18 protein-coding genes are annotated in these 19,066 nt (G+C 52.6%); 9 read left to right on the plus strand and 9 right to left on the minus strand.

Features of this window, described 5'->3' with window-relative positions:
• Positions 1–93: 93 nt before the first annotated feature.
• Both AC1WNR_RS07315 and AC1WNR_RS07320 read right to left on the minus strand, forming a co-directional pair.
• Entirely contained in the window at positions 94–678 is a 585-nt protein-coding gene (locus tag AC1WNR_RS07315; protein ID WP_481643857.1) for a DsbA family protein, read from the minus strand.
• A gap of 32 nt (positions 679–710) precedes the next feature.
• Positions 711–1,082, minus strand: coding sequence for a response regulator (locus tag AC1WNR_RS07320; protein WP_481643858.1), 372 nt, complete (start codon positions 1,080–1,082; stop codon positions 711–713).
• 146 nt (positions 1,083–1,228) lie between these two features.
• Between AC1WNR_RS07320 and gndA the strand changes: the two genes are divergently transcribed.
• Complete coding sequence (gndA, locus tag AC1WNR_RS07325) at positions 1,229–2,749, plus strand: NADP-dependent phosphogluconate dehydrogenase (RefSeq protein WP_481643859.1); 1,521 nt, start codon at positions 1,229–1,231, stop codon at positions 2,747–2,749.
• On the opposite strand, the gene AC1WNR_RS07330 is transcribed toward gndA, so the two are convergent.
• From AC1WNR_RS07330 to AC1WNR_RS07340, 3 genes are read right to left on the minus strand one after another with little or no spacing between them, the layout of a single operon-like run.
• Complete coding sequence (locus tag AC1WNR_RS07330) at positions 2,739–3,323, minus strand: hypothetical protein (protein ID WP_481643860.1); 585 nt, start codon at positions 3,321–3,323, stop codon at positions 2,739–2,741. The two genes, gndA and AC1WNR_RS07330, sit on opposite strands and share 11 nt — an antisense overlap.
• Complete coding sequence (locus AC1WNR_RS07335; RefSeq protein ID WP_481643861.1) at positions 3,320–3,973, minus strand: transglutaminase-like cysteine peptidase; 654 nt, start codon at positions 3,971–3,973, stop codon at positions 3,320–3,322. The genes AC1WNR_RS07330 and AC1WNR_RS07335 overlap by 4 nt, the downstream gene beginning before the upstream one ends.
• A gap of 2 nt (positions 3,974–3,975) precedes the next feature.
• Positions 3,976–5,898, minus strand: coding sequence for a bifunctional diguanylate cyclase/phosphodiesterase (locus tag AC1WNR_RS07340; protein WP_481643862.1), 1,923 nt, complete (start codon positions 5,896–5,898; stop codon positions 3,976–3,978).
• A gap of 187 nt (positions 5,899–6,085) precedes the next feature.
• Here AC1WNR_RS07340 and AC1WNR_RS07345 point away from each other — a divergent pair, with 187 nt between their 5' ends.
• From AC1WNR_RS07345 to AC1WNR_RS07360, 4 genes are read left to right on the plus strand one after another with little or no spacing between them, the layout of a single operon-like run.
• Complete coding sequence (locus AC1WNR_RS07345; RefSeq protein ID WP_481643863.1) at positions 6,086–7,561, plus strand: glutamate-cysteine ligase family protein; 1,476 nt, start codon at positions 6,086–6,088, stop codon at positions 7,559–7,561.
• The gene (locus tag AC1WNR_RS07350) at positions 7,561–8,628 is read left to right on the plus strand and encodes a M14 family metallopeptidase (RefSeq protein WP_481643864.1); all 1,068 of its coding nucleotides are present in this window, start codon (positions 7,561–7,563) and stop codon (positions 8,626–8,628) included. The genes AC1WNR_RS07345 and AC1WNR_RS07350 overlap by 1 nt, the downstream gene beginning before the upstream one ends.
• A complete protein-coding gene (locus tag AC1WNR_RS07355; protein ID WP_481643865.1) occupies positions 8,609–10,261 on the plus strand; it encodes an AMP-binding protein in 1,653 nt (550 codons plus the stop codon). The genes AC1WNR_RS07350 and AC1WNR_RS07355 overlap by 20 nt, the downstream gene beginning before the upstream one ends.
• Positions 10,262–10,315: 54 nt before the next feature.
• Entirely contained in the window at positions 10,316–11,209 is an 894-nt protein-coding gene (locus tag AC1WNR_RS07360; RefSeq protein ID WP_481643866.1) for an AEC family transporter, read from the plus strand.
• Between the two features lie 33 nt (positions 11,210–11,242).
• Here AC1WNR_RS07360 and AC1WNR_RS07365 read toward each other — a convergent pair whose 3' ends face one another.
• Complete coding sequence (locus AC1WNR_RS07365; protein ID WP_481643867.1) at positions 11,243–12,115, minus strand: hypothetical protein; 873 nt, start codon at positions 12,113–12,115, stop codon at positions 11,243–11,245.
• A 119-nt stretch (positions 12,116–12,234) separates the two neighbouring features.
• Between AC1WNR_RS07365 and purE the strand changes: the two genes are divergently transcribed.
• Together purE and purK are read left to right on the plus strand one after the other, a co-directional pair.
• Positions 12,235–12,723 carry a 5-(carboxyamino)imidazole ribonucleotide mutase gene (purE, locus tag AC1WNR_RS07370; RefSeq protein ID WP_481643868.1) on the plus strand — a complete coding sequence of 163 codons (489 nt, stop codon included), beginning with the start codon at positions 12,235–12,237 and terminating at the stop codon, positions 12,721–12,723.
• 2 nt (positions 12,724–12,725) lie between these two features.
• Positions 12,726–13,793 carry a 5-(carboxyamino)imidazole ribonucleotide synthase gene (gene purK / locus AC1WNR_RS07375; protein WP_481643869.1) on the plus strand — a complete coding sequence of 356 codons (1,068 nt, stop codon included), beginning with the start codon at positions 12,726–12,728 and terminating at the stop codon, positions 13,791–13,793.
• A 91-nt stretch (positions 13,794–13,884) separates the two neighbouring features.
• Here purK and AC1WNR_RS07380 read toward each other — a convergent pair whose 3' ends face one another.
• On the minus strand, positions 13,885–14,310 hold the full coding sequence (locus tag AC1WNR_RS07380; RefSeq protein WP_481643870.1) for a phasin family protein: 426 nt from the start codon (positions 14,308–14,310) through the stop codon (positions 13,885–13,887).
• A 193-nt stretch (positions 14,311–14,503) separates the two neighbouring features.
• Between AC1WNR_RS07380 and murI the strand changes: the two genes are divergently transcribed.
• Positions 14,504–15,322, plus strand: coding sequence for a glutamate racemase (gene murI / locus AC1WNR_RS07385; protein ID WP_481643871.1), 819 nt, complete (start codon positions 14,504–14,506; stop codon positions 15,320–15,322).
• 4 nt (positions 15,323–15,326) lie between these two features.
• Entirely contained in the window at positions 15,327–15,611 is a 285-nt protein-coding gene (locus AC1WNR_RS07390) for an HlyU family transcriptional regulator (RefSeq protein WP_481643872.1), read from the plus strand.
• 23 nt (positions 15,612–15,634) lie between these two features.
• On the opposite strand, the gene AC1WNR_RS07395 is transcribed toward AC1WNR_RS07390, so the two are convergent.
• Entirely contained in the window at positions 15,635–16,609 is a 975-nt protein-coding gene (locus tag AC1WNR_RS07395; protein ID WP_481643873.1) for a GGDEF domain-containing response regulator, read from the minus strand.
• Positions 16,610–16,833: 224 nt separating this feature from the next.
• The gene (locus tag AC1WNR_RS07400) at positions 16,834–18,897 is read right to left on the minus strand and encodes an EAL domain-containing protein (RefSeq protein ID WP_481643874.1); all 2,064 of its coding nucleotides are present in this window, start codon (positions 18,895–18,897) and stop codon (positions 16,834–16,836) included.
• Between the last annotated feature and the right edge of the window lie 169 nt (positions 18,898–19,066).

Here is a 19,066-nt window from a genome sequence, read left to right on the forward strand (position 1 = left end):
ATCAGTGAAAAGGGTCGAATAATCCGCTTCACAATCAAAGCCGGTCGGCTTTAGAGGCGTCCGGGTGTGCTTCTTTGACTTTAGGTTTCGAATCTATGAGAGACGTCTGGCTAGATCCAACGCATCATCGAGTCGATCCTGCCCCCAAAACGGCTCTCCGTTGACAATATAGAACGGGAATCCAAACACACCCGCACCAATGGCAGCACGGGTCTCGGACTCGAGTTGTTCGTCGAGCTGAGTCGATACCTCTAGCAGATAGGGGTCCATCTTCTGCTCTTTTAAGATTGCGGCTAAGGTGTTGGAGTCGCTGATATCGCGCTCCTCAACCCAAACTGCACTCAGAAGCGCACGTAGCATACTAGCGATCTGATCGGTGTTATCCCGCACTGCCAACAGCAGCTTCGTTGCGGGTTTGGGATCAACGGGAAAGTGTTTCGGCGTAAAGTTGATTGCAACGCCGCGCTTAGCTGCAATGCGATGCAGCTCTGCCATGCGGTAATCTAGGCGCTGTTTCGAGCGTTGGCCTAAGGGTATACCGCCCGTCTCGGCGAAAAGTAGTGCAAGGTCGACAGGATGATAGCGGATCTGCCCCGGTGCCTGACGCTCAAGGTCATCGCTGGCAAGAAAGGTAAAGGGCGATATGGGTGAGAAGTAGTAGTCGATGTTGGCAGGCATGCTGGGCTCTCTTGTTCTAGTTAGTTTTCGACCTAGGCTAGTACGCCATCAACTGTCTCGCAGACCTCTTTCAAGCTACAGGGTTTACCAAGAAAGGCGGCGGCATTGAGCACGGTGGCGCGTTTCTTCTCTAGATCTGTGTCGTAGGCGGACAGAAACACAATTGGGATCTCTTTGGTGGAGGGTACTTGGCGCAGCATCTCAGCCACATCTATCCCGCTCATTCCCGGCATATTGATATCCAGCATAATCAGGTCGGGAAGGTGTTTCATCGCGAGGTTAATTCCTGTATCGGGGTCAATCGCTAGCATTACTTTGTACCGAACGCTCAACGCCTCTTTGAGGCTGCTGAGAGTAAAGGTATCGTCATCGACACAGAGAATGAGTTTTTCCGCGGGTTCCATACTACTTCCTATTGACCACTGACGGTATTCACTCAGTCTAGTGCACCTTGACGGATTCGACAGGATTTTCGGTTAAGTTTGCTTTCTTTAGTCATTGACGGCGGTATACTTCGCGCTGGAATAGAGATTACTCGAGGAGCAGTGGAATGTCTGAGGAACAAAGCTTGGCGAATGTGGGCTTTATCGGAATGGGGGTCATGGGCAAAAACCTGGCGCTTAACTTAGCCGATAACGGTTATTCACTCGCAGCCTTTGATCTGGATAGTGCAAAAGTAGCAGCGGCGATCGCGCAGGACCGCGCTGAAGCACCTGATTCAGCAGCGCGAATCCGCGGATGCTCCTCATATACTGAACTGCTGGCTAATACAGAAACGCCGCGCATCATTTTTGTTTCAGTGCCTGCAGGTGACCCTGTGGATCACGTCTGTAGCAAGCTAATTGATGCGGGTATCGGTGCTGATGACATCGTGGTTGATACCGGTAACTCACTCTGGACCGATACGCGCGATCGCGAAACAAAATATGCGGGCAGTTTTATCTTCTTCTCGACTGCAGTTTCCGGTGGTGAAGAGGGAGCCCGCTTTGGGCCGGCACTGATGCCCTCAGGCGATCCTTACGCCTGGACACGTCTGCGGCCGGTATTGGAGGCGATCTCCGCTAAGGTCGACGCTGAAACAGGCCTGCCGATTGAGCGGCGTGAGCCGGGTAATCCGGTAACCGAGGGTGAGCCCTGCGCTGCATACATCGGCGACTCCGGTTCTGGGCATTATGTGAAGATGGTCCATAACGGCATCGAATACGCGGATATGCAGCTGATTTGCGAGGTTTATCATTTGATGCGCCACGCAATGTCAATGACACCCGCTGAGATCGCAGAGGTATTCAGGGAGTGGAATAAAGGCCCGCTACACTCCTACCTGATCGAAATTAGCGCAGAGGTGCTTGATCAGGTTGACCAGGAGACTGGCAAGCCGCTGGTCGACATCATACTTGATAAGGCGGGTCAGAAAGGCACCGGCCTCTGGACCGCAGTTAGCAGCCTGCAGGTCGGAGCTCCGGCTCCAACCATTACCAATGCCGTCTTTGCGCGTGCTTTATCAACGCTAAAAGAGGTGCGCGTAGCGGCATCTAAGTCTCTACCCGGTCCGGCCGGTAACGGTATTACCACCAGCCGAGAAGAGATGGTAGTGCAGCTCCACGATGCTCTCTACTGTGCCAAGATCTGTGCCTACGCTCAGGGTTTTCAGCTAATGCAGATCGCTGCTAAAGAGCACGGCTGGGACCTCAACTTCTCCTCAATCGCTAAAATTTGGCGCGCCGGTTGTATTATTCGCGCTGTCTTCCTGCAGCCTATCGCTGATGCATTTGAGCGCAACCCTGATCTTCACAGCTTGCTGATGGATCCGTTCTTTGCTGAGCAGGTAGGGCGCTATCAGTCCAACTGGCGGTCAGTTGTGGCACAAGCGGTTCTCGCAGGCATTCCAGCCGGCGCTATCAGTTCTGCGTTGGCGTACTACGACTCGTACCGCACGGAGGTGTTGCCGGCAAACTTGCTACAGGGTCAACGTGACTTCTTCGGTGCACACACCTTTGAACGCGTCGATCGTCAGGATGGTAAGTATCACGTGAAGTGGGCGGACCCAGATCGTCCGCTCGTTAAAGCGTAAATTCAGCAAAATGAGCTGAGAGCTCCCGGGCTATCAGCTCAGGTTTACGTTGGCGCTCGCTAAACTGGCGAGCGAATAGCGCGCTTGGCACACGCGTTTGCGGCTCCAGCAACGTTTCAATCTCTTCAAGTGTGAAGAACCCTGGCATCCCCTCATCGCCCAGCAGGTGGGGGCAGGCGTAGATCTGATACTGTCTTAATTTATCCGCTACTCCCTGTGCCTCAGGTACTAAAGTTGCTGCTAAACTCAGCACGTGCTGTGCTTCAGACTGGTAAACTCGATGCACGCTCTCCGCGCTATTACCGGCAGCTCTTAGGCGCGCACAGGCTGAAATTTCATTCCTAAGTGACTCGGGCCAGTCTGCTCGATACTCGTTTAGCAGGTTAATGATGCGGTCGACGTGGGCGCAGTTAGCACTCAGTGCAAACTGGTAACAGTGCATACCCAAAATACTGGCACGCACGCTGCCGATCTGTTCGACCAGCGGTAGCTGAATATTCAGTGCCCGTTGTAGCGCCTTCATATCTAGCTGATCGTAGAGGTGAGTATTAAGCTTTAGTAACCCTTCGCTCATTTAGCTAAACGCTCCAGCAGCGCTGACCATTGTCCGATGCGGTCCGATCCACCGACAAACTGACCAGAACCTCGCTCCTTAGCCAACCAGAGCCCTTGTACGTTGAAACTGTAGACCGGTACTAGGTCCTTGCGCTCGGTTGCCGGTTTGATTTGGGCTATTAGGTTGTCTAATACCAGAGGGATAGTGCGTGGATTGGGCGCGTAGGTTAGGACCATGTGCGCTTCATCCCAATTTAGCGCTTTGACGTAGGTAATACGCATCTTGCCGTCATCGACGCCTAGTTCGCGCAGTGTAAAGTACTTGGCGATAGAGTAATCCTCACAATCGCCACCAAAGGTGGTCAGCTTCTCAAACGGGGTAGCCCAATAGTCCTCTACGCCCCAGTGTTCTAGATCAGAGTAGTAGGGGACCAGGTTGAAGAAGTTGTTCACCAGTTCAAGCTTCTCTAACTCGCTCATGGCTTGGTTCTCAAGCACGATATTGCGCATCGCCTGCAGACGTTTGACCGCTGATGCGCCCCATTTGGCCTCGACCCGCTCCAATAGTTCAGGTGAGAAATCAATGAGTCCATCAGCACGCGCAACAGGTGCGAGCATCCCCAGCATAGCGAAGCTCAGGGCAATCAGCCCAAGGCGCAACAGCTTCACACTCAATACTCTTTGCGGCTCGCGCCGGCCAGCCCGATCTGGCGTAGAGTCTCAATATCTTCTGCAGATGCAACAGATTCGGCATGGACCTTAATATCGAGGAGATGACCAAGCTCCTGTAGCGCTTCAACCATCTGGCGCTTCTCTGCAGAGTGCGCAATATCCTCAGTGTAGTGGCGAGCGATACGAATGTAATCGAGCTTGTGCCCGTTGAGGCTGTCTATATTGAACTGCTGAGATTCAAAGCGCTTCAACATTACGCTGGTACCGGCACGGTGAGCAAACTCGATAAAGCTGATAAAGGCCGGAATATCCTGAGACGCAGCGTAGGCGCTGAGACTGAACGTAATTGAAGCGGACTGCTCGCGATAGGTCTGCAACCGTTCGAATAGGCTCTGGCGGAACTGGTTCGAGCGGATCGACTGCAGAGAGAGGTTGACGGCGATTGTGTGCTTGGTGCCGTCGACTCGTATACGGTCGATAACACGGCGCACGATCTTAAGATCAAACTCCTGAACCCTGTTTGTTGTCTCTGCAATTGAGATAAAGGTACCGATGGGGACGGGATTATCATCCTCATCTCGAACGTCCGCTAGAGCCTCCTCGATAAGCACTGTCGACTCTTTTCCAGAATCGAGCGCATAGCTGAGATTGGCATACTTGATAGAGAAGCTCTCTGAATCGATAGCACGGGCAACCAAACGGTTCCACTCTTCGACACTTCGGGCGGTGTTTGTTGATTCGCTGAGTGCGAATTCGTTCGGGCCGATGATGCGAGATTTCTCGTAAGCTTCAGAGGCTGATGCCAGAAGTCCGACCGTGGTGCAACGAGCATCAAAACTGGCACCGCCAATGTGTGCGACCTCGCTCACCCCAAAGGCTTCGCCGACGGTTTTGAACGCCTCGCAAAGTTTACTGCAGAGCTGCTTAGCTGCCGCTTCGCGAGAGTCGTTTGATATTAGAATGAACTCAGAACCTATCATGCGGAACAGATGCGCACGACCGCCGGCATCTGCCGCTGCGACCTCTTTTATTGCGCTAGCGAAAGCGCGAATGTAGCCATCAACCTGAGCGCTTGAGTGGCGACTAGCATAATCGGCCAGATTATCGATGCGAATAATGAAAAGGTGTCCCTCTTTACCCTGCATAAATAGCTCTTTCATAAGGCTATCGAAGCGGATTTTGTTGGGTAATCCGGTTAGCGCGTCAACATGAATGCGATCGCTGGCCTCGGAGAGGCGCTGATTGAGCGAGCCCACCACGCGCTCAATTTTGCCGGACATCAGGTTCATCGAGTTGGCCACACTGCGCATCTCTGCTGTCCAGGGGAGGGGCTCTATCTTCTCGTACTTGCCCTCACCGATGCGCTCGGCCATGAGACGGATGCGTTGGAGCGGTGCCAGCAGTGTGCGAATGACTAAGGCTAAAAGCGCCAGCGAAATCAGGAAGAGCATCGCAGAGTAGCTCAGTGAGTCTTTGAACTGTTTCCACAGTTTGAGATAGCCAAACCCTGGGTGGATCGTCACCTCGACTCGGCCACCGATCATCCAGCCAGAGTCGATATCAGAGAACGCGCTGCCGGTCTTCATAGGTAGCCAGTCGACGAACCAGCTGGGGACCTCATAAAAGGTTTCAGGGTTGCGTTTGCGCACTAACGCCTGCCCATCCATGTCGGTTAGGCGAATCTCCAGAAAATAGCCGCGATCAAAGATGGTATTCACCATGGTTTCGAGGATCGGATCCTTTGTCTCGAGGATATAGGGGGCCAACGAGAGGCCTAGGGAGGTCGCGGTATCTTGAGCGTGAACTTCCGATTCCACCTCAAGATAGCTCTTTATGTTATTGATACTTGTATAGAAATTGATCGCAAATATCGCGAGAAAGATACCCGATATAAGTAGCATCAACTGCTTGGAGAGTGACATATGCAGGCTCCCAGACGTCCTTAGGTTAGCATGAGATAAGATTAGTCCAGTTGTGGACTTATGTCATGAAATCAAACGGATAGGGCAATCTTTAATGATCAAGATCATTGTGAAATTGCGCTGCTGAGCTAGCCTTAGATTAGATTCTTTTTAATCAGTTTACGATCAGGGCGTATGAGGCGGGCTTATGGGGCGTGCGATAGATGAGCAAGAGTTCACAGCTGAATCATACGAGCAATTTGAAACTGCGTTAAAGCAACAGCTAGCTGAGCTGAAGTCTCTGCTGCAAGAGCCTAACTTTGGCATTGGGCCGCGTAGCCTAGGTGCAGAGGTCGAGCTTTACTTGATCGATCAGCTGAGTCGACCCGTTTGCCAGAATACCAACGTATTAGAAGCGTTGCCTGATGCTGGGTTGGCGCTTGAAATCAACCGCTACAACCTCGAGATCAACTTAGATCCTGTGCTGGCTGAGGGCAAGCCGCTGACCCTGATGGCCGATCAGATGCGCCTACGCATCGAGCAGATTAACCAACTGCTTGTTTATGCTCAGGTAATGACCGTGGGTATCCTGCCAACGCTGACGCCAGAGGACTTTGGCCCCGACGTTATCACGCCTGAGAATCGATACGTTGTACTCTCGCGTGTTTTGCGCCAAATTAGAGGCGAGGCTTTTGATATTCACATAGCAGGGGAGCCAGACCTTAACCTGCAGACTGAAGATGTCACCTTGGAAGGGGCTAATACCTCGTTGCAGCTGCACCTGAGGGTGACGCCGCAGGAGTTCGCCAACTGGTTTAATGCGGCCCAGCTCGTGACGCCCTTAGTGCTGGGGCTCAGCGCAAATTCACCGCTGCTATTTGGCCATCGACTCTGGCACGAGACACGTGTACCGCTGTTTCGTCAATCCATTGATGGGCGCTCGTCTGAGGAGTGCGAGCGAGCGATCCCCTCAAGAGTGGATCTGGGAAGCGGCTGGGTGCGAGAGGGGGCCTATGAGCTCTTCAGTGAACTGGTGCACCTGCATAGACCCATATTACCGATTATTGAAGCGCACCAGAGCTCACACGACTTGAGCGAATTGCGTCTGCACTCAGGCAGCGTCTGGCCGTGGAACAGAGCAGTCTATGATCCCGCGGGAGGCGGGCATCTTCGGATTGAGCTGCGCGCTCTGCCTGCAGGGCCAACAGTCTGCGACATGTTGGCCAATGCGGGGCTGATATTGGGGCTAACAGCCGCTTTTGCTGAGCAGATGCCTCTTTGGATCGAACGCATGCCATTTGAGACCTTAGCTAGCAACTTTTATGCGGCAGCAGAGTATGGAATTGAGGCTGAGATCTACTGGCCGGACAACGCAGGACATGCCGGACTTGTTAAACGGGACTTGGTTGAGCTAATCGACGAACTTATGCCACAGGCCCGCGAGGGATTAGAACACATGGGGCTCTCAACGGGGGAAATTGATATCCACCTAAAGCCCATCTACGAGCGCATCGCTGCACGCCAAAATGGCGCGAGTTGGATGTTCAAGCAGCTGAGCCTATTGGAGCACCGCTACGATCAGCCGCAAGCTCTGGTGGAGCTGGTCCGCATATACTCCGAGCTCAGTCGAGCAGACCTGCCCATTGCTCGCTGGCCCCTTGAGGATCTGCCTAAGGATAGTTGATGAAAGAGACACTCAATGAACTTACAAACCCCCGTCCTGATCAGATTGATGCTGACCCCATTGACTGGCTTGAACGCTTAGCTGGGCCCACGGTTATCTGGATTGATGGCAGAGAGTCAGCGCGCACCCGAGCTGTCGTTACGCTATTGCACGGCAATGAGCCCTCCGGCTTGTTAGCTATTCATTCGATCTTGCGTTGCGGTGAAGTGCCGTTAACTAACCTGCTACTGGTGATTGTTTCGGTGGAGGCGGCACTGTTAGAACCGCGGTTTCGATATCGCGCTTTTCCTCAGGAGCGTGATATGAACCGCAGTTTTAACCCGCCACACCAAGACAGCGCTGGGCGTTTAGCGCTGGCCGTTCTAAATCGTTTGAAGGCGGCTCAACAGTCGACAGACCTAGAAGCCGTATTGGACGTGCATAACACCTCGGGTCAAAGTCCGAGCTTTGCTGTAGCAACCGTTGAACAGCGTTCGTACGAGATTCTTGCTGCAGTTTTTACGCAGCGATTGGTGATTACAGAGCTGCGACTCGGCTCGCTTATGGAGCAGAGCATAGAGGAGTGCCCCGTAGTGACTGTTGAGTGTGGCGGTGCGCAAGAGACCCAATCCCATGCATTGGCGGAGCAAGGCTTGCGAACGTTTATGCAGCGAGAGAATCTATTTGAACTCGATCATGCGGTGGATATGGATCTCTACCATGATCCAGTGCGTTTCGAGTTGGAGCAGCGTCTGACGCTCGCATTTGCTGAGGCTCCAGTCTTGGGTGTTGACCTCACCCTGCTTGATCAGGTGGACCAGTTCAATTTTAAACTCGTACCAGCAGGAGTGCAGATCGGGTGGATTAGAGATCCGGATGTTGTTAAGCACCTGCGGGTAATCGACGCGCGCGGAAATAACCGCTTCGATCAATACTTTGAAATCTGTGGCAACCGGTTGCAGACTAAGGCAACGCAAAAATTGTTTATGGTAACGACACGTCCGGATATAGCGCTGAGCGACTGTCTACTTTACTCAGCGTTTGAGACAGAACATGCAAGGGTGCATCTTGACGAAAGAACAAATTGAACGGGGCGCTTCGCTCCCATCCGACCTCAACCCTGAGGGGTATCAGAATCTTATTGAACTCTTTGATCGTGGTGTCGAGCAGTATAGTCGTCGTCCTGCGGTCACGAGCTTAGGCTGTACACTCAGTTTTGCAGATCTTGATCGGTACAGCCGTGCCTTCGCGACCTACCTACTGGAGGAGGCGAAACTTCAGCCCGGCGATCGAGTGGCACTGCAGTTACCGAACTTGATTCAGTATCCGATACTGGTTTTTGGCGCACTTAGAGCCGGCATTATTCTGGTTAATACCAACCCGCTCTACACGCCAGAAGAGATGGCGCGGCAGTTTAAAGATAGTGGGGCGAAGCTACTGGTAATCTACGCTGGCATGGCTCACAAGCTGGAGCAGATCCTTGATCAAACCGATATTGATCGAGTTTTGGTGACGCAGGTGGGTGACTTTGGACCGAAATTGCGCGGTGCCTTTCTGAATTTTGCCGTGCGCTGGATCAAACGGGCAGAGCCAAAATTTAACCTTCCAAGGGTCGCTTGGCTAAAACCGACACTCGATGCATGGGTGGGGCGCAACGCTCGCTATCCCGATTTGACCCTGGGGGATGTGGCGGTGCTGCAGTATACCGGCGGCACCACCGGTATTGCTAAAGGTGCGGTTTTGACCCACGCGAACCTGCTGGCAAATATTCTGCAAGGTCGCGCGGTGATGAGTGTCATGCCGAAAGGTTGGGTTGAGCAGGTCATATCTCCGCTGCCGCTCTACCATATTTATGCCTTTGTCGTGTCGCAAATCATTGCTGCAGAGGGTGGCCACTCGCTGTTGATCCCCAATCCGCGTGACTTGGATGGTTTCGTTAAGACTCTGAAGTCTATGCGTATGAGCTGCTTTATCGGGCTCAATACGCTCTTCGTTGCGCTTTGCCGACATCCGCAGTTCGCTAAAGTGGATGTCTCGAACCTCAAAGCGACAGTTTCTGGAGGCATGGCGCTGACGTCGGCAGCTGCAGATGCGTGGCGCAAAGCGACTGGCCAAGAGATCATTGAAGCCTATGGCCTGACCGAAGCTTCTCCGGCTGTCACCGCGAACGATCCGCTTAATCCGCAAATAGGCAGTATTGGTAAACCGCTGCCAAACACAGAGGTTGATATCCGCGAGCAAGGGTATCGCTCGCTTGGACCTAACGAACCTGGCGAGCTCTGTGTAAGGGGGCCCCAGGTCATGCGATGCTACTGGAATCGCCCTGAGGAGACGGCTGCAACCTTTACAGCAGACGGCTGGTTACGCACGGGCGATATTGCCACTATTGATCAGGATGGTTTGATTCACATTGTCGACCGGGCTAAGGACCTGATTATCGTCTCTGGATTTAACGTCTACCCCAATGAGGTGGAAGAGGTTGTCGCTTCCCACCCTGACGTGGTGGAGTGTGCCGTTATTGGGGAGGCTAATGAAGAGAGCGGAGAGCAGGTCCATCTATTTGCTGTCAGCGCAAATCCAGAGCTGACGGAGCGAGAGCTCATTGAGCACTGCCGCGCGAATCTTGCGCCCTACAAGTGCCCTAAGCGAGTGAGTTTTCGCGATGAGCTACCGAAGACGCCTGTCGGCAAGGTACTGCGTCGAGCGCTCAGAGAGAAGTAGGGGTTGCGAGGGTGAGATGCTATCATCTCGCTCTCTTTGTTATTGGATACCACTGTGCTCGCTGCATTTCTCGCCGCCATCTTTCCGACGTTTGCAATCGCGACGCTAGGCTACCTGATCACTCGTAAAACCGATCTGCTGCGCCATGAGGGGATGCCCATCCTTACCAGTCAGGTAGCACTGCCAGCGCTGGTGTTACACTCGTTGCTGACCAAGGGGCTACCGCTGGGAGAGATGGGGCGCTTGATGCTAGTCACCGGGGTCTGTTTGACGATTGGTGCGGCGGTAGTTTGGATAGGTTGCAAATTACTCGGAAAGTCGTCGCGCTTCTACCTCACCACTTTGGTCAATCCCAATACCGGTAATTTCGGAACGCCGGTTGTATTCGCACTGCTAGGAGCTGACTCATTGGCTCCGGCTCTGATCATCTCAGTCACGATAACTCTCAGTCACTTTACTCTTGGGATCACTGCGATGTCCGGTAGTTTCGCTTGGCGCAAACTCCTCTCGAATACGCCCCTGATCGCACTGGCAACGGGGGCGTTATTACTCGGATTCGAGATTCAGTTGCCCACGCCTGTCATGGGTTTGTTGGATATGCTAGGCGGAGTTGCGCTGCCGTTGCTGCTGCTACTCTTAGGTAGTTCGCTGGCCAATCTGAATCTGAAGGGGCGCAGAGAGCTTGGAACCGTGGCCGCGCTTTCGCTCTATCGCCCTGTGAGCGGTTTCTTAATTGCTTTTGTCGTGACGCGTTATGCTGGGCTAGATCCGCTGACCAGCCTGGCACTGATGCTGCAAATGTCTATGCCCGTTGCGGTGATGAGTTATCTGCTCACGCTGCGTTTTGGCGGCCCATCAGATCGAATCGCGGCATTAACGATTACCAGCTTGCCAGCTTCACTTATCGTACTAGCGCTGATCTACGCTTATCAGAGCTCGCTCGTCTGAGGCTGTGTATATTGGTTAACGGCTTGAACTGAATCAGTTCATCGCCGCAAGCCGGGCATCAATCTCGCGCATTCGCGCGTGCGAATTACGCAAAAACGCCTGTGCAGCATTATAGCGGCCAGCCTTATCCGCCTTGAACTCCAGGTAGGCGCGAGTCAGGTTCTCTTTGCGCTGGTCCAACCAGCCTTGCTGCTCCTCCATTAGTCGCTGTGCCTGCTGGGGATCGAGTTGATCCAGTAGTTCGCGGAAGCTTATGTAGAGTTTAGCGTCGACAACATAAGCTAGAGACATCAGAGAGTCGATCTTCTCATCTAGAGTAGCGCTGTCACTAAATTGAGCATTCATACCTGCAAGCGTATCGTCGAGCGTAGGTAACCAATTCAGTTGTTGGCTAATCGTCAACCGAGAGGGTTCAGCTGGCATTGGATTATCTGTTTTTTGCTCTGCACTCGGCTCCATATCCGTTTGGACTACCGGCTGTTCCGGCCAGAAATCAGGCGTGCCTGCTTGCAGCGGCTGTGCCTCTTCAGGAGGTGCTTCTAGTGGCGGTAACTGGTCATCCGTCTTAAGTCGAGTCGGTGCCAGATCAGTTGAGCGCTCAGTCACCTCAACTTCAGACTCAGGGACGGGAGACAAAGCAATACTTAGCTGCCGGCCGGTCTCTGACGCCGCCGCTTGAGGCGAAGTTTCACTCGATATAGCGACCTTGTCCGTTGCAGGCTCTGAATCGCTGCTCAGATCCGCTGATTCGTCTGTTGAGTTAGCGCGAGCTAGAATCTCCGAAAGCGGGGTACCGCTACTGGTCTCTGTGCGTAAATCACTACGAGGCGTGGGCAGCGCCTGGCAACTGGCTAAGATAAAACTGGTTAAAAAAAGGGCGCTTTTGACTCTAGTTTTTGACGGCATCTCAAGCTCTTCAGACGTTGTTGGACTAGGCTGTAGTACCCTGCATTGTATAGCAGATACTTCACCGATTCTCTGTTATAATCGCGCGCTTTCTTTTGAGCAGCTCCACGGAGAGAGTAATGAGCGCTAAAGTAGCGATTGTAATGGGTTCTAAATCCGATTGGCCCACCATGCAGGAAGCGGCTGATATCTTGGATACCCTTGGGGTTAACTATACTGCTGAAGTGGTTTCAGCCCATCGAACTCCCGACAAGATGTTTCGCTTTGCCGAGGGCGCTGCCGCACAGGGTATAAAAGTGATCATCGCCGGCGCGGGCGGCGCTGCTCACCTGCCAGGCATGATTGCCGCCAAGACGCTGGTGCCCGTGCTGGGTGTCCCAGTACAGAGCAAAGCGCTTAGCGGACAGGACAGTCTGCTCTCTATCGTGCAGATGCCACGCGGTATTCCGGTCGGTACCTTGGCTATCGGTGGTGCCGGAGCGTTCAATGCTGGCCTGCTGGCCGCACAGATGCTGGCAACTGAAGATAGCGATCTTGCACATCGCTTGGGCGAGTGGCGTGCAGCCCAGTCTCAGGCTGTTCTCGATAATCCAGATCCACGAGGTTAATAATGGAACTGCCACGTATTGTTGTTGCTGGTAACGGCCAGCTCGGTCAGATGCTACAGCAGGCTGGTGCACCGATGCAGTTGCAAGTGCAACCTATACATCCGATTGGCGATAAACTGGTTGAACTGCGTGATGATGATGTCATCAGTGTTGAGATAGAGCACTGGCCCGATAACCCCGTGGGTAATCAGCTCAAAAGCCACCCCAACTTCCGCAATGCCAGTGCGCTGCATGCAGTGATAGACCGCCAGCGTCAGAAGAGCTTGCTCGATCGTTTAGAGGTGCCGACAGCGCCTTGGGTGAATCTTGACTCCAATAATGAAGAGCTTGCGCTTGCACTCGCCTCACTCGGTGATGCCGCTGTCGTAAAGGCGCGTATGGGTGGTTACGACGGCCGCGGTCAGTGGCGCTGGAAGGCGGGCGACGCTTGCCTGCCTGAGTGGGACGGGATCTGTATTGCTGAAGCGATGATACCTTTCTCTCATGAGGTCTCTCTGGTGGGTGCCCGTAATGCCGAAGGGGAGAAGGTGTTCTATCCGCTCACTCGCAACTGGCACCAGGATGGCATTCTGCGCGCTAGCATCACTAACCTAGACAGAGATGAATCACAGCAGCAGGACGCACAGAGCTGGCTTGGTCGCATTATGGACGACCAGGAGTACGTCGGTGTTATGGCGATGGAGTGCTTTGTAGTCGACGGGAAGCTGTTGGTTAATGAGCTGGCACCGCGTGTACACAACTCCGGACACTGGAGCCAAGAGGGCGCGACTATTAGCCAGTTTGAGTTGCATTTGAGAGCACTCGCAGGGCTCCCGCTGATTCAGCCACAGCTTCGTGGAGAGGCCCTGATGTACAATTTGCTGGGGCGTGATTGGAAACGAGAGTGGCTGAACGTCGCCGGTCTGCATGTGCACTGGTACGGCAAGGAGATCCGTCCGGGGCGTAAAGTTGGACACGCAAACATCGTGCGCCCGACGCGTGCATCGTTGGTTGAGTCTTTGCAGCAGTTGCGCCCACTTGTTGATAGCGGTGAAGAGCAGGTTATCGATTGGTGTTTGGCTCAGCTCTAGACCCGGTCAGAGAAGGACCAGACACAAAAAAGCCGCTCTAATGAGCGGCTTTTTTTAGCTACCGTTTAAACAACGGGTACCATATTGAAGCTTACGCCTTGGGCGCAGCAGCTTTGCGTGTAGCGCGAGGCTTCTTCTCAGCAGTAGGCATCATCGCTGTAAAGTCTAAGTTACCCATCTCCTTGAGGTAGTCAACTTCTGCGAGGCTGACCATAGATTCCTCAAATACTGAAGTTAGCTCCTCACGCGCAGTTGTAAGCGCTGCAACTTCCTGTTCAGCAGCAGCAGTCAGCTTCGCTTCCATCTCCTTGTAGAATGCTATCTGCATCTCTACAGCAGACTTAGGCTCAGTTGCACCTGTCAGTGCTTTGAACTGTGACATCCCAGCGTTGAACATCTCAGTCATGTAAGCAGACTGAAGTTCGAACAGCTTTTCAGCAGTCTTTTTGTTGATCTCAGCAGCCTTGTTGAAAGGAGCCATCTGGTCAGCGAAAGTTTTCATCATAGTGTCGTACATGGTTCAAACCTCAGTTTGTAGGTTTTAAGATCATTTTTGTGCGCTGCACAATATTTGTACAATTTAGGTCAGGTCGCCAACGGTGTCAAACATTTTTTGCTGCACTGCAACAAAAGAGTTTGATGAGCGGGAATGCTGAGCAGGAATACTGTATCCTCTGACGCTGACATAGCGGGGTAGAGGAATAGCAGAGTTGGTAATCGATAGTCAGAACGCCGCAGGTTCGCCGATAGGAGTGTTCGACTCAGGCGTGGGGGGGTTGTCGGTACTGCAAGCCATATCGACGGAGCTACCGAGCGAGCAATTAATCTATTTTGCCGACACAGCCTATGCCCCTTATGGGGATCGCTCTGATGGAGAGATTATTGACCGCTCTTGCCGGGTTACGGCCTGGCTGGTACGACAGGGGTGCAAGGCGGTTGTGGTGGCATGCAACACGGCAACGGCTGCGGCAATCAAGACACTCAGAGAGCGTTTCGATATAGCAATCATAGGCATTGAGCCAGGACTAAAACCGGCTGTGCAGCGCAGCAAATCCGGCCGTGTGGGCGTTCTTGCAACGAGTTATACGGTCCAATCTGATAAGTTCAACCGGCTCGTTGAAACCTTTGCCGCCGATGTCCAGCTCTCGATTCAGGCCTGTCCTGGATTGGTTGAGATACTAGAGCAGCCAGGTGAGCATGCTGAGCGGCTTCATGGCCTGCTGACCCGCTATCTGAAGCCGATGCGAGAGCAGGGAATCGACACCCTAGTTCTTGGGTGCACACACTACTCGTTTTTGCGCCAGGCCATTCAAGACTATCTGGGGGAGTCGGTTGAGATTATGGACACCCCGAAAGCTGTGGCTTCAGAGGTTCGGCGCCAGCTAGAATTGCGAACTCTTTTAACGGTGCAGGGTGAAACTTCTCCCCCGCATCGCTATCTAACTACCGGAATTGATATACCGGCCATTCGCGCCGTTATGCAGTCGCTGATAGGTGAGACTATCCAGATTGAACAGATTAAGGAGTAGCTAAATGGGATTTATATCTAGCTTGATGGGGCTTTTTAGCGCTAAGGAGGAGGCACCTGTTGCAGAGCCTTTAGAGTACAAGGGTTTTCAGATTATCGTGGAACCGCGCAATACCGGTGGCCAGTTTGGCGTGGGTGCACGGATTCTCAAAACGGTTGATGGGGAGCTAAAAGAACATCGCTTCATTCGTGCAGACATGCTGCCATCACGAGAGTCCTGCACGGAAGTGACCCTCAATAAGGCGAAAATGACCATCGATCAGTTGGGTGATCGCCTGTTCTCCAGCTAATGTTGGCAAATTAGGGAGCGACCTTAACCTGTTTGCTGTCCGCCAGAGAGATGTTCATGCTCAGGAAAGGGGGTTGAGCTGTGGTTCACCATACAGACATTGTTCCGGCCTGAGTGTTTCGCCCGGTAGAGTGCCGCGTCGGCGTCGGCCAACAGTGAGAGAATACCTTTTGCATCCTCGATCTGCTCTCCGGAGAATGTTCTAACTCCAGCACTGACGCTAAGCTCTATGGCTAGGTCGGTGGCGAGGAACGGAGTCTCCTCGACGGTTTTTCGAAAACGCTCGAACAGCTCAAAACTCTTCTCAGCCTCAATCGGGCAGACAACGATAAACTCTTCTCCGCCATAGCGTCCCACGGTGTCATAGGGCCGAAATGTATCTCGTAAGCGGTCGGCGAACTCGCGTAACACTCGATCACCCACCTGGTGGCCATGGGTGTCATTGACCACTTTAAAGAAGTCGATATCTAGGATGGCTATCGACAGCTCAGTTTGGTTTCGCTGAGCTCGGGCCAACTCTGATTCGAGCTGTTCAATGACAGCGCCACGATTGCGCAGCCCTGTTAGGTCGTCATGATCCGCCCTGTAGGCGAGCATATGATTGGCAATATTCAGCCGACGTTGAAGCTCTAAGGTGCGAAGACCGACGCCTATCCGTGCGCGAAGCACCCCTGAGTTGGTTGGTTTGCTGATAAAGTCGTTAGCGCCCGCATCCAGTGCGGTTTGGATATATTCGGCTTCAGCATGACCGGTGACAAGGATAATGTACGGCGGATCGCTAGTATCGCTCTCGCGCAGCGTCTTACAGAGATCGAGACCGTTAATCTTTGGCATCTCCCAATCAAGCAGCAACAGGCGCGGCGGTTCTTCAGACTCCTGCATGATCTTCAGAGCCTGCTCACCGTCAGATGCAATCACGGGTTCGAACCCCCAGCCCTCTAACATCTTCTGCATAATGAAGCGAAGGGCTAGGTCATCGTCTGCTATCAGGGCCTTCATCGATCCTGCGAGTCCTTTCTTGATTATCTGTTTGTGCTTAGTCAGATGTAGATTAGTTGTGATATGAGTTTTCTGCCATCAACTGATAACAAAAAACGCACCAACGAATCGGTTTTGAATCTCAGCTTTGCTTTTGACTCTGCATGAGCCGTGCCAAAAAATATCGACATCATTGGCAGTCTTTACACCTGACCAGAGTTGACCTAGTGAGCTCGGGATTTGGGCTATCGTTCGAGAATCTTGGTCTGCTGTATGAGCCGCGCAACAAAGGTCTCGGGTTCCAGCGGCGCACCAAAATAGAAGCCTTGAAGCTCATCAACGCCTAAGGATAGTAATCGGGCTGCCTGATCGGCACTTTCGACACCTTCGACCACAGTTGACCAGCCTTTCAGGGCGGCAAAATCGGTCGCAAAAGAGATCACTAAATTTGAGGCCTCAACATCCATCGCCTCATCCAAAAACACCTTGTCGACCTTGATCTGGTTCAACGGCAGGTTCACCAGATAGCCTAGCGAACTCATCTCTTGTCCAAAGTCATCCAAAGCAAGTGCGAGACCGAGCTCGTTAACGGCTCGAATCGAGCGAATAAGGACCTCGGGCATCAGATGGGTCTGCGATTCACTTAGCTCAATAATCATCGTCTCGGGAGCGAACTTCGCCTGATTCACCAGACGGCACAACTCGCTTAAGACATCGAGATCGCATAAATCGTAAGCTGTTAGGTTGACGGCTAGACTCTGCTGCTGATCAATCTCCTGTATTTGGCAAAGAAGTTCTGCTGCATGTTGCAGGACCCATACGGCTGTGCGTTTGCGCCAATGCGTATTGACCAGAATATCCAAAAATTTATCAGGTGAGAGTAGGCCCTCTCGCGGGTGTTCCCAGCGCAATAATGCCTCAGCACCGACGATGCGATGCGGCGATTGAGACTCAACTTTTGGCTGCAATAGCAGTTTAAACTGATTCTCTTCGAAGGCGGACTCAATATCTCCTATATATTCGACACCGTTTAGGTTTTCGCCATCAGTATCTGTGTGAAGAAAGCGCCGAAACGATTTATTCTCTCGGGCGGAGCGTGCGAGCGTATATCGAAGATTGACCAAAATTGAGTCAAAACTGGCCGCGTCTGTAGGGTAGTCCGTGCGTACATATCGAATTGAATAACTGAGCGCTGTGTCATTGATATACAGCGGAACATCGCAAAGAGTTGCTAGATACTCTCTTAAGGGCTCGCTCATCTTTTCGTGAACTAGCACTAAAAAGCCGGCGCGCGACAGGCTAGAGCCGGCAATGGATCCTTCTGTTTGAAGAAAATCGAAAAGCTTGCGATAGATCGCCTTGAGAATCTCAGAATCTGAGATTCCATGACGCTCGCACCGAGTTGTGTCATAGGCGATTAATTCAACGGCATAGAAGCTAAAACGCTGCTCTGAGTCTGCCGCCACTAGATCAGAAAATACGGACTGCAGTGCCTCGGAAGTAATGCCACCGGTACGTTTATCCAACGATTGTAATTGTTCAGCGTAGCGCTTCTCTTTCGTGATATCGCGAGAAAAACCCAGTTTTTCGAGCCGTCCATCGGGCAAACGGTACTGATCTATGATCGCCTGACTCAACCAGCGTGCTGGCATATCCGGGCCATTGGGTCTGTAGGCATATTCAATTGCAGGCCCCGGTTGCTCGTGGGATTTGGCCACGAGTTCTCGGTACTCCGGTTCAACTAACTGCAGCCATAGATCAGGCTTAAGAAATGTGCTCTGCCCAGTGGCGCTGTAAATAAAACTACCTTCTCCAGTCTGGGCGTCAATTTTGAACAGGTTGATGCCTGCAAATTGAAGCGCCTTTTTAAGGCGTTCCGTAATCCCAGACGCATTATTGGTGTTGAGTGCAATGGCCTGAACTGAGTCAAAGAGCGGAGTGTCGCTTAGACGCTCGAGCGACACTTGGTAACCCGTCAGGTCACCGTTCTCAGAAAATAACGGGACTAGGTCTGCGCTCACGTAAACCTTTTTAGCGCTCTTGGAGCGCAACATTACACGCTCATTGAAAGCAAGATCTTCGGAGCTAGAGATGGAGAAGTAGGCGCTGATATTGCGCAGATAGTTGTGATCAAAACTGTCAGGAAAGAGTAGGCCAATGCTATGCCCGATTATCTCATCACTGTGATATCCCGATATCGGACAATCCGAGTGGCTAACGGACGTCACGATGCCATCCTCTGCATTGAACGTCACCACCACTATATTGGACGAGATAGAAAGTCGAGGTTTACTTGTTAGACCCTGCATCGGCGTCCTCTGGCGGCGTGATACCCCGGGGGAATGGAGAAAGTTACATCCGGAATATAGACGAAATAACACGGTTATCTGTTGTAACTGTACCGCTCTGTGTTCAATTGATCAATTTACCGTCGTGCTGCGGTATACTTCTGAGCGCACTCAGTACACATAGTGCTGT

It is taken from the genome of Marinobacterium marisflavi, from assembly GCF_982447095.1.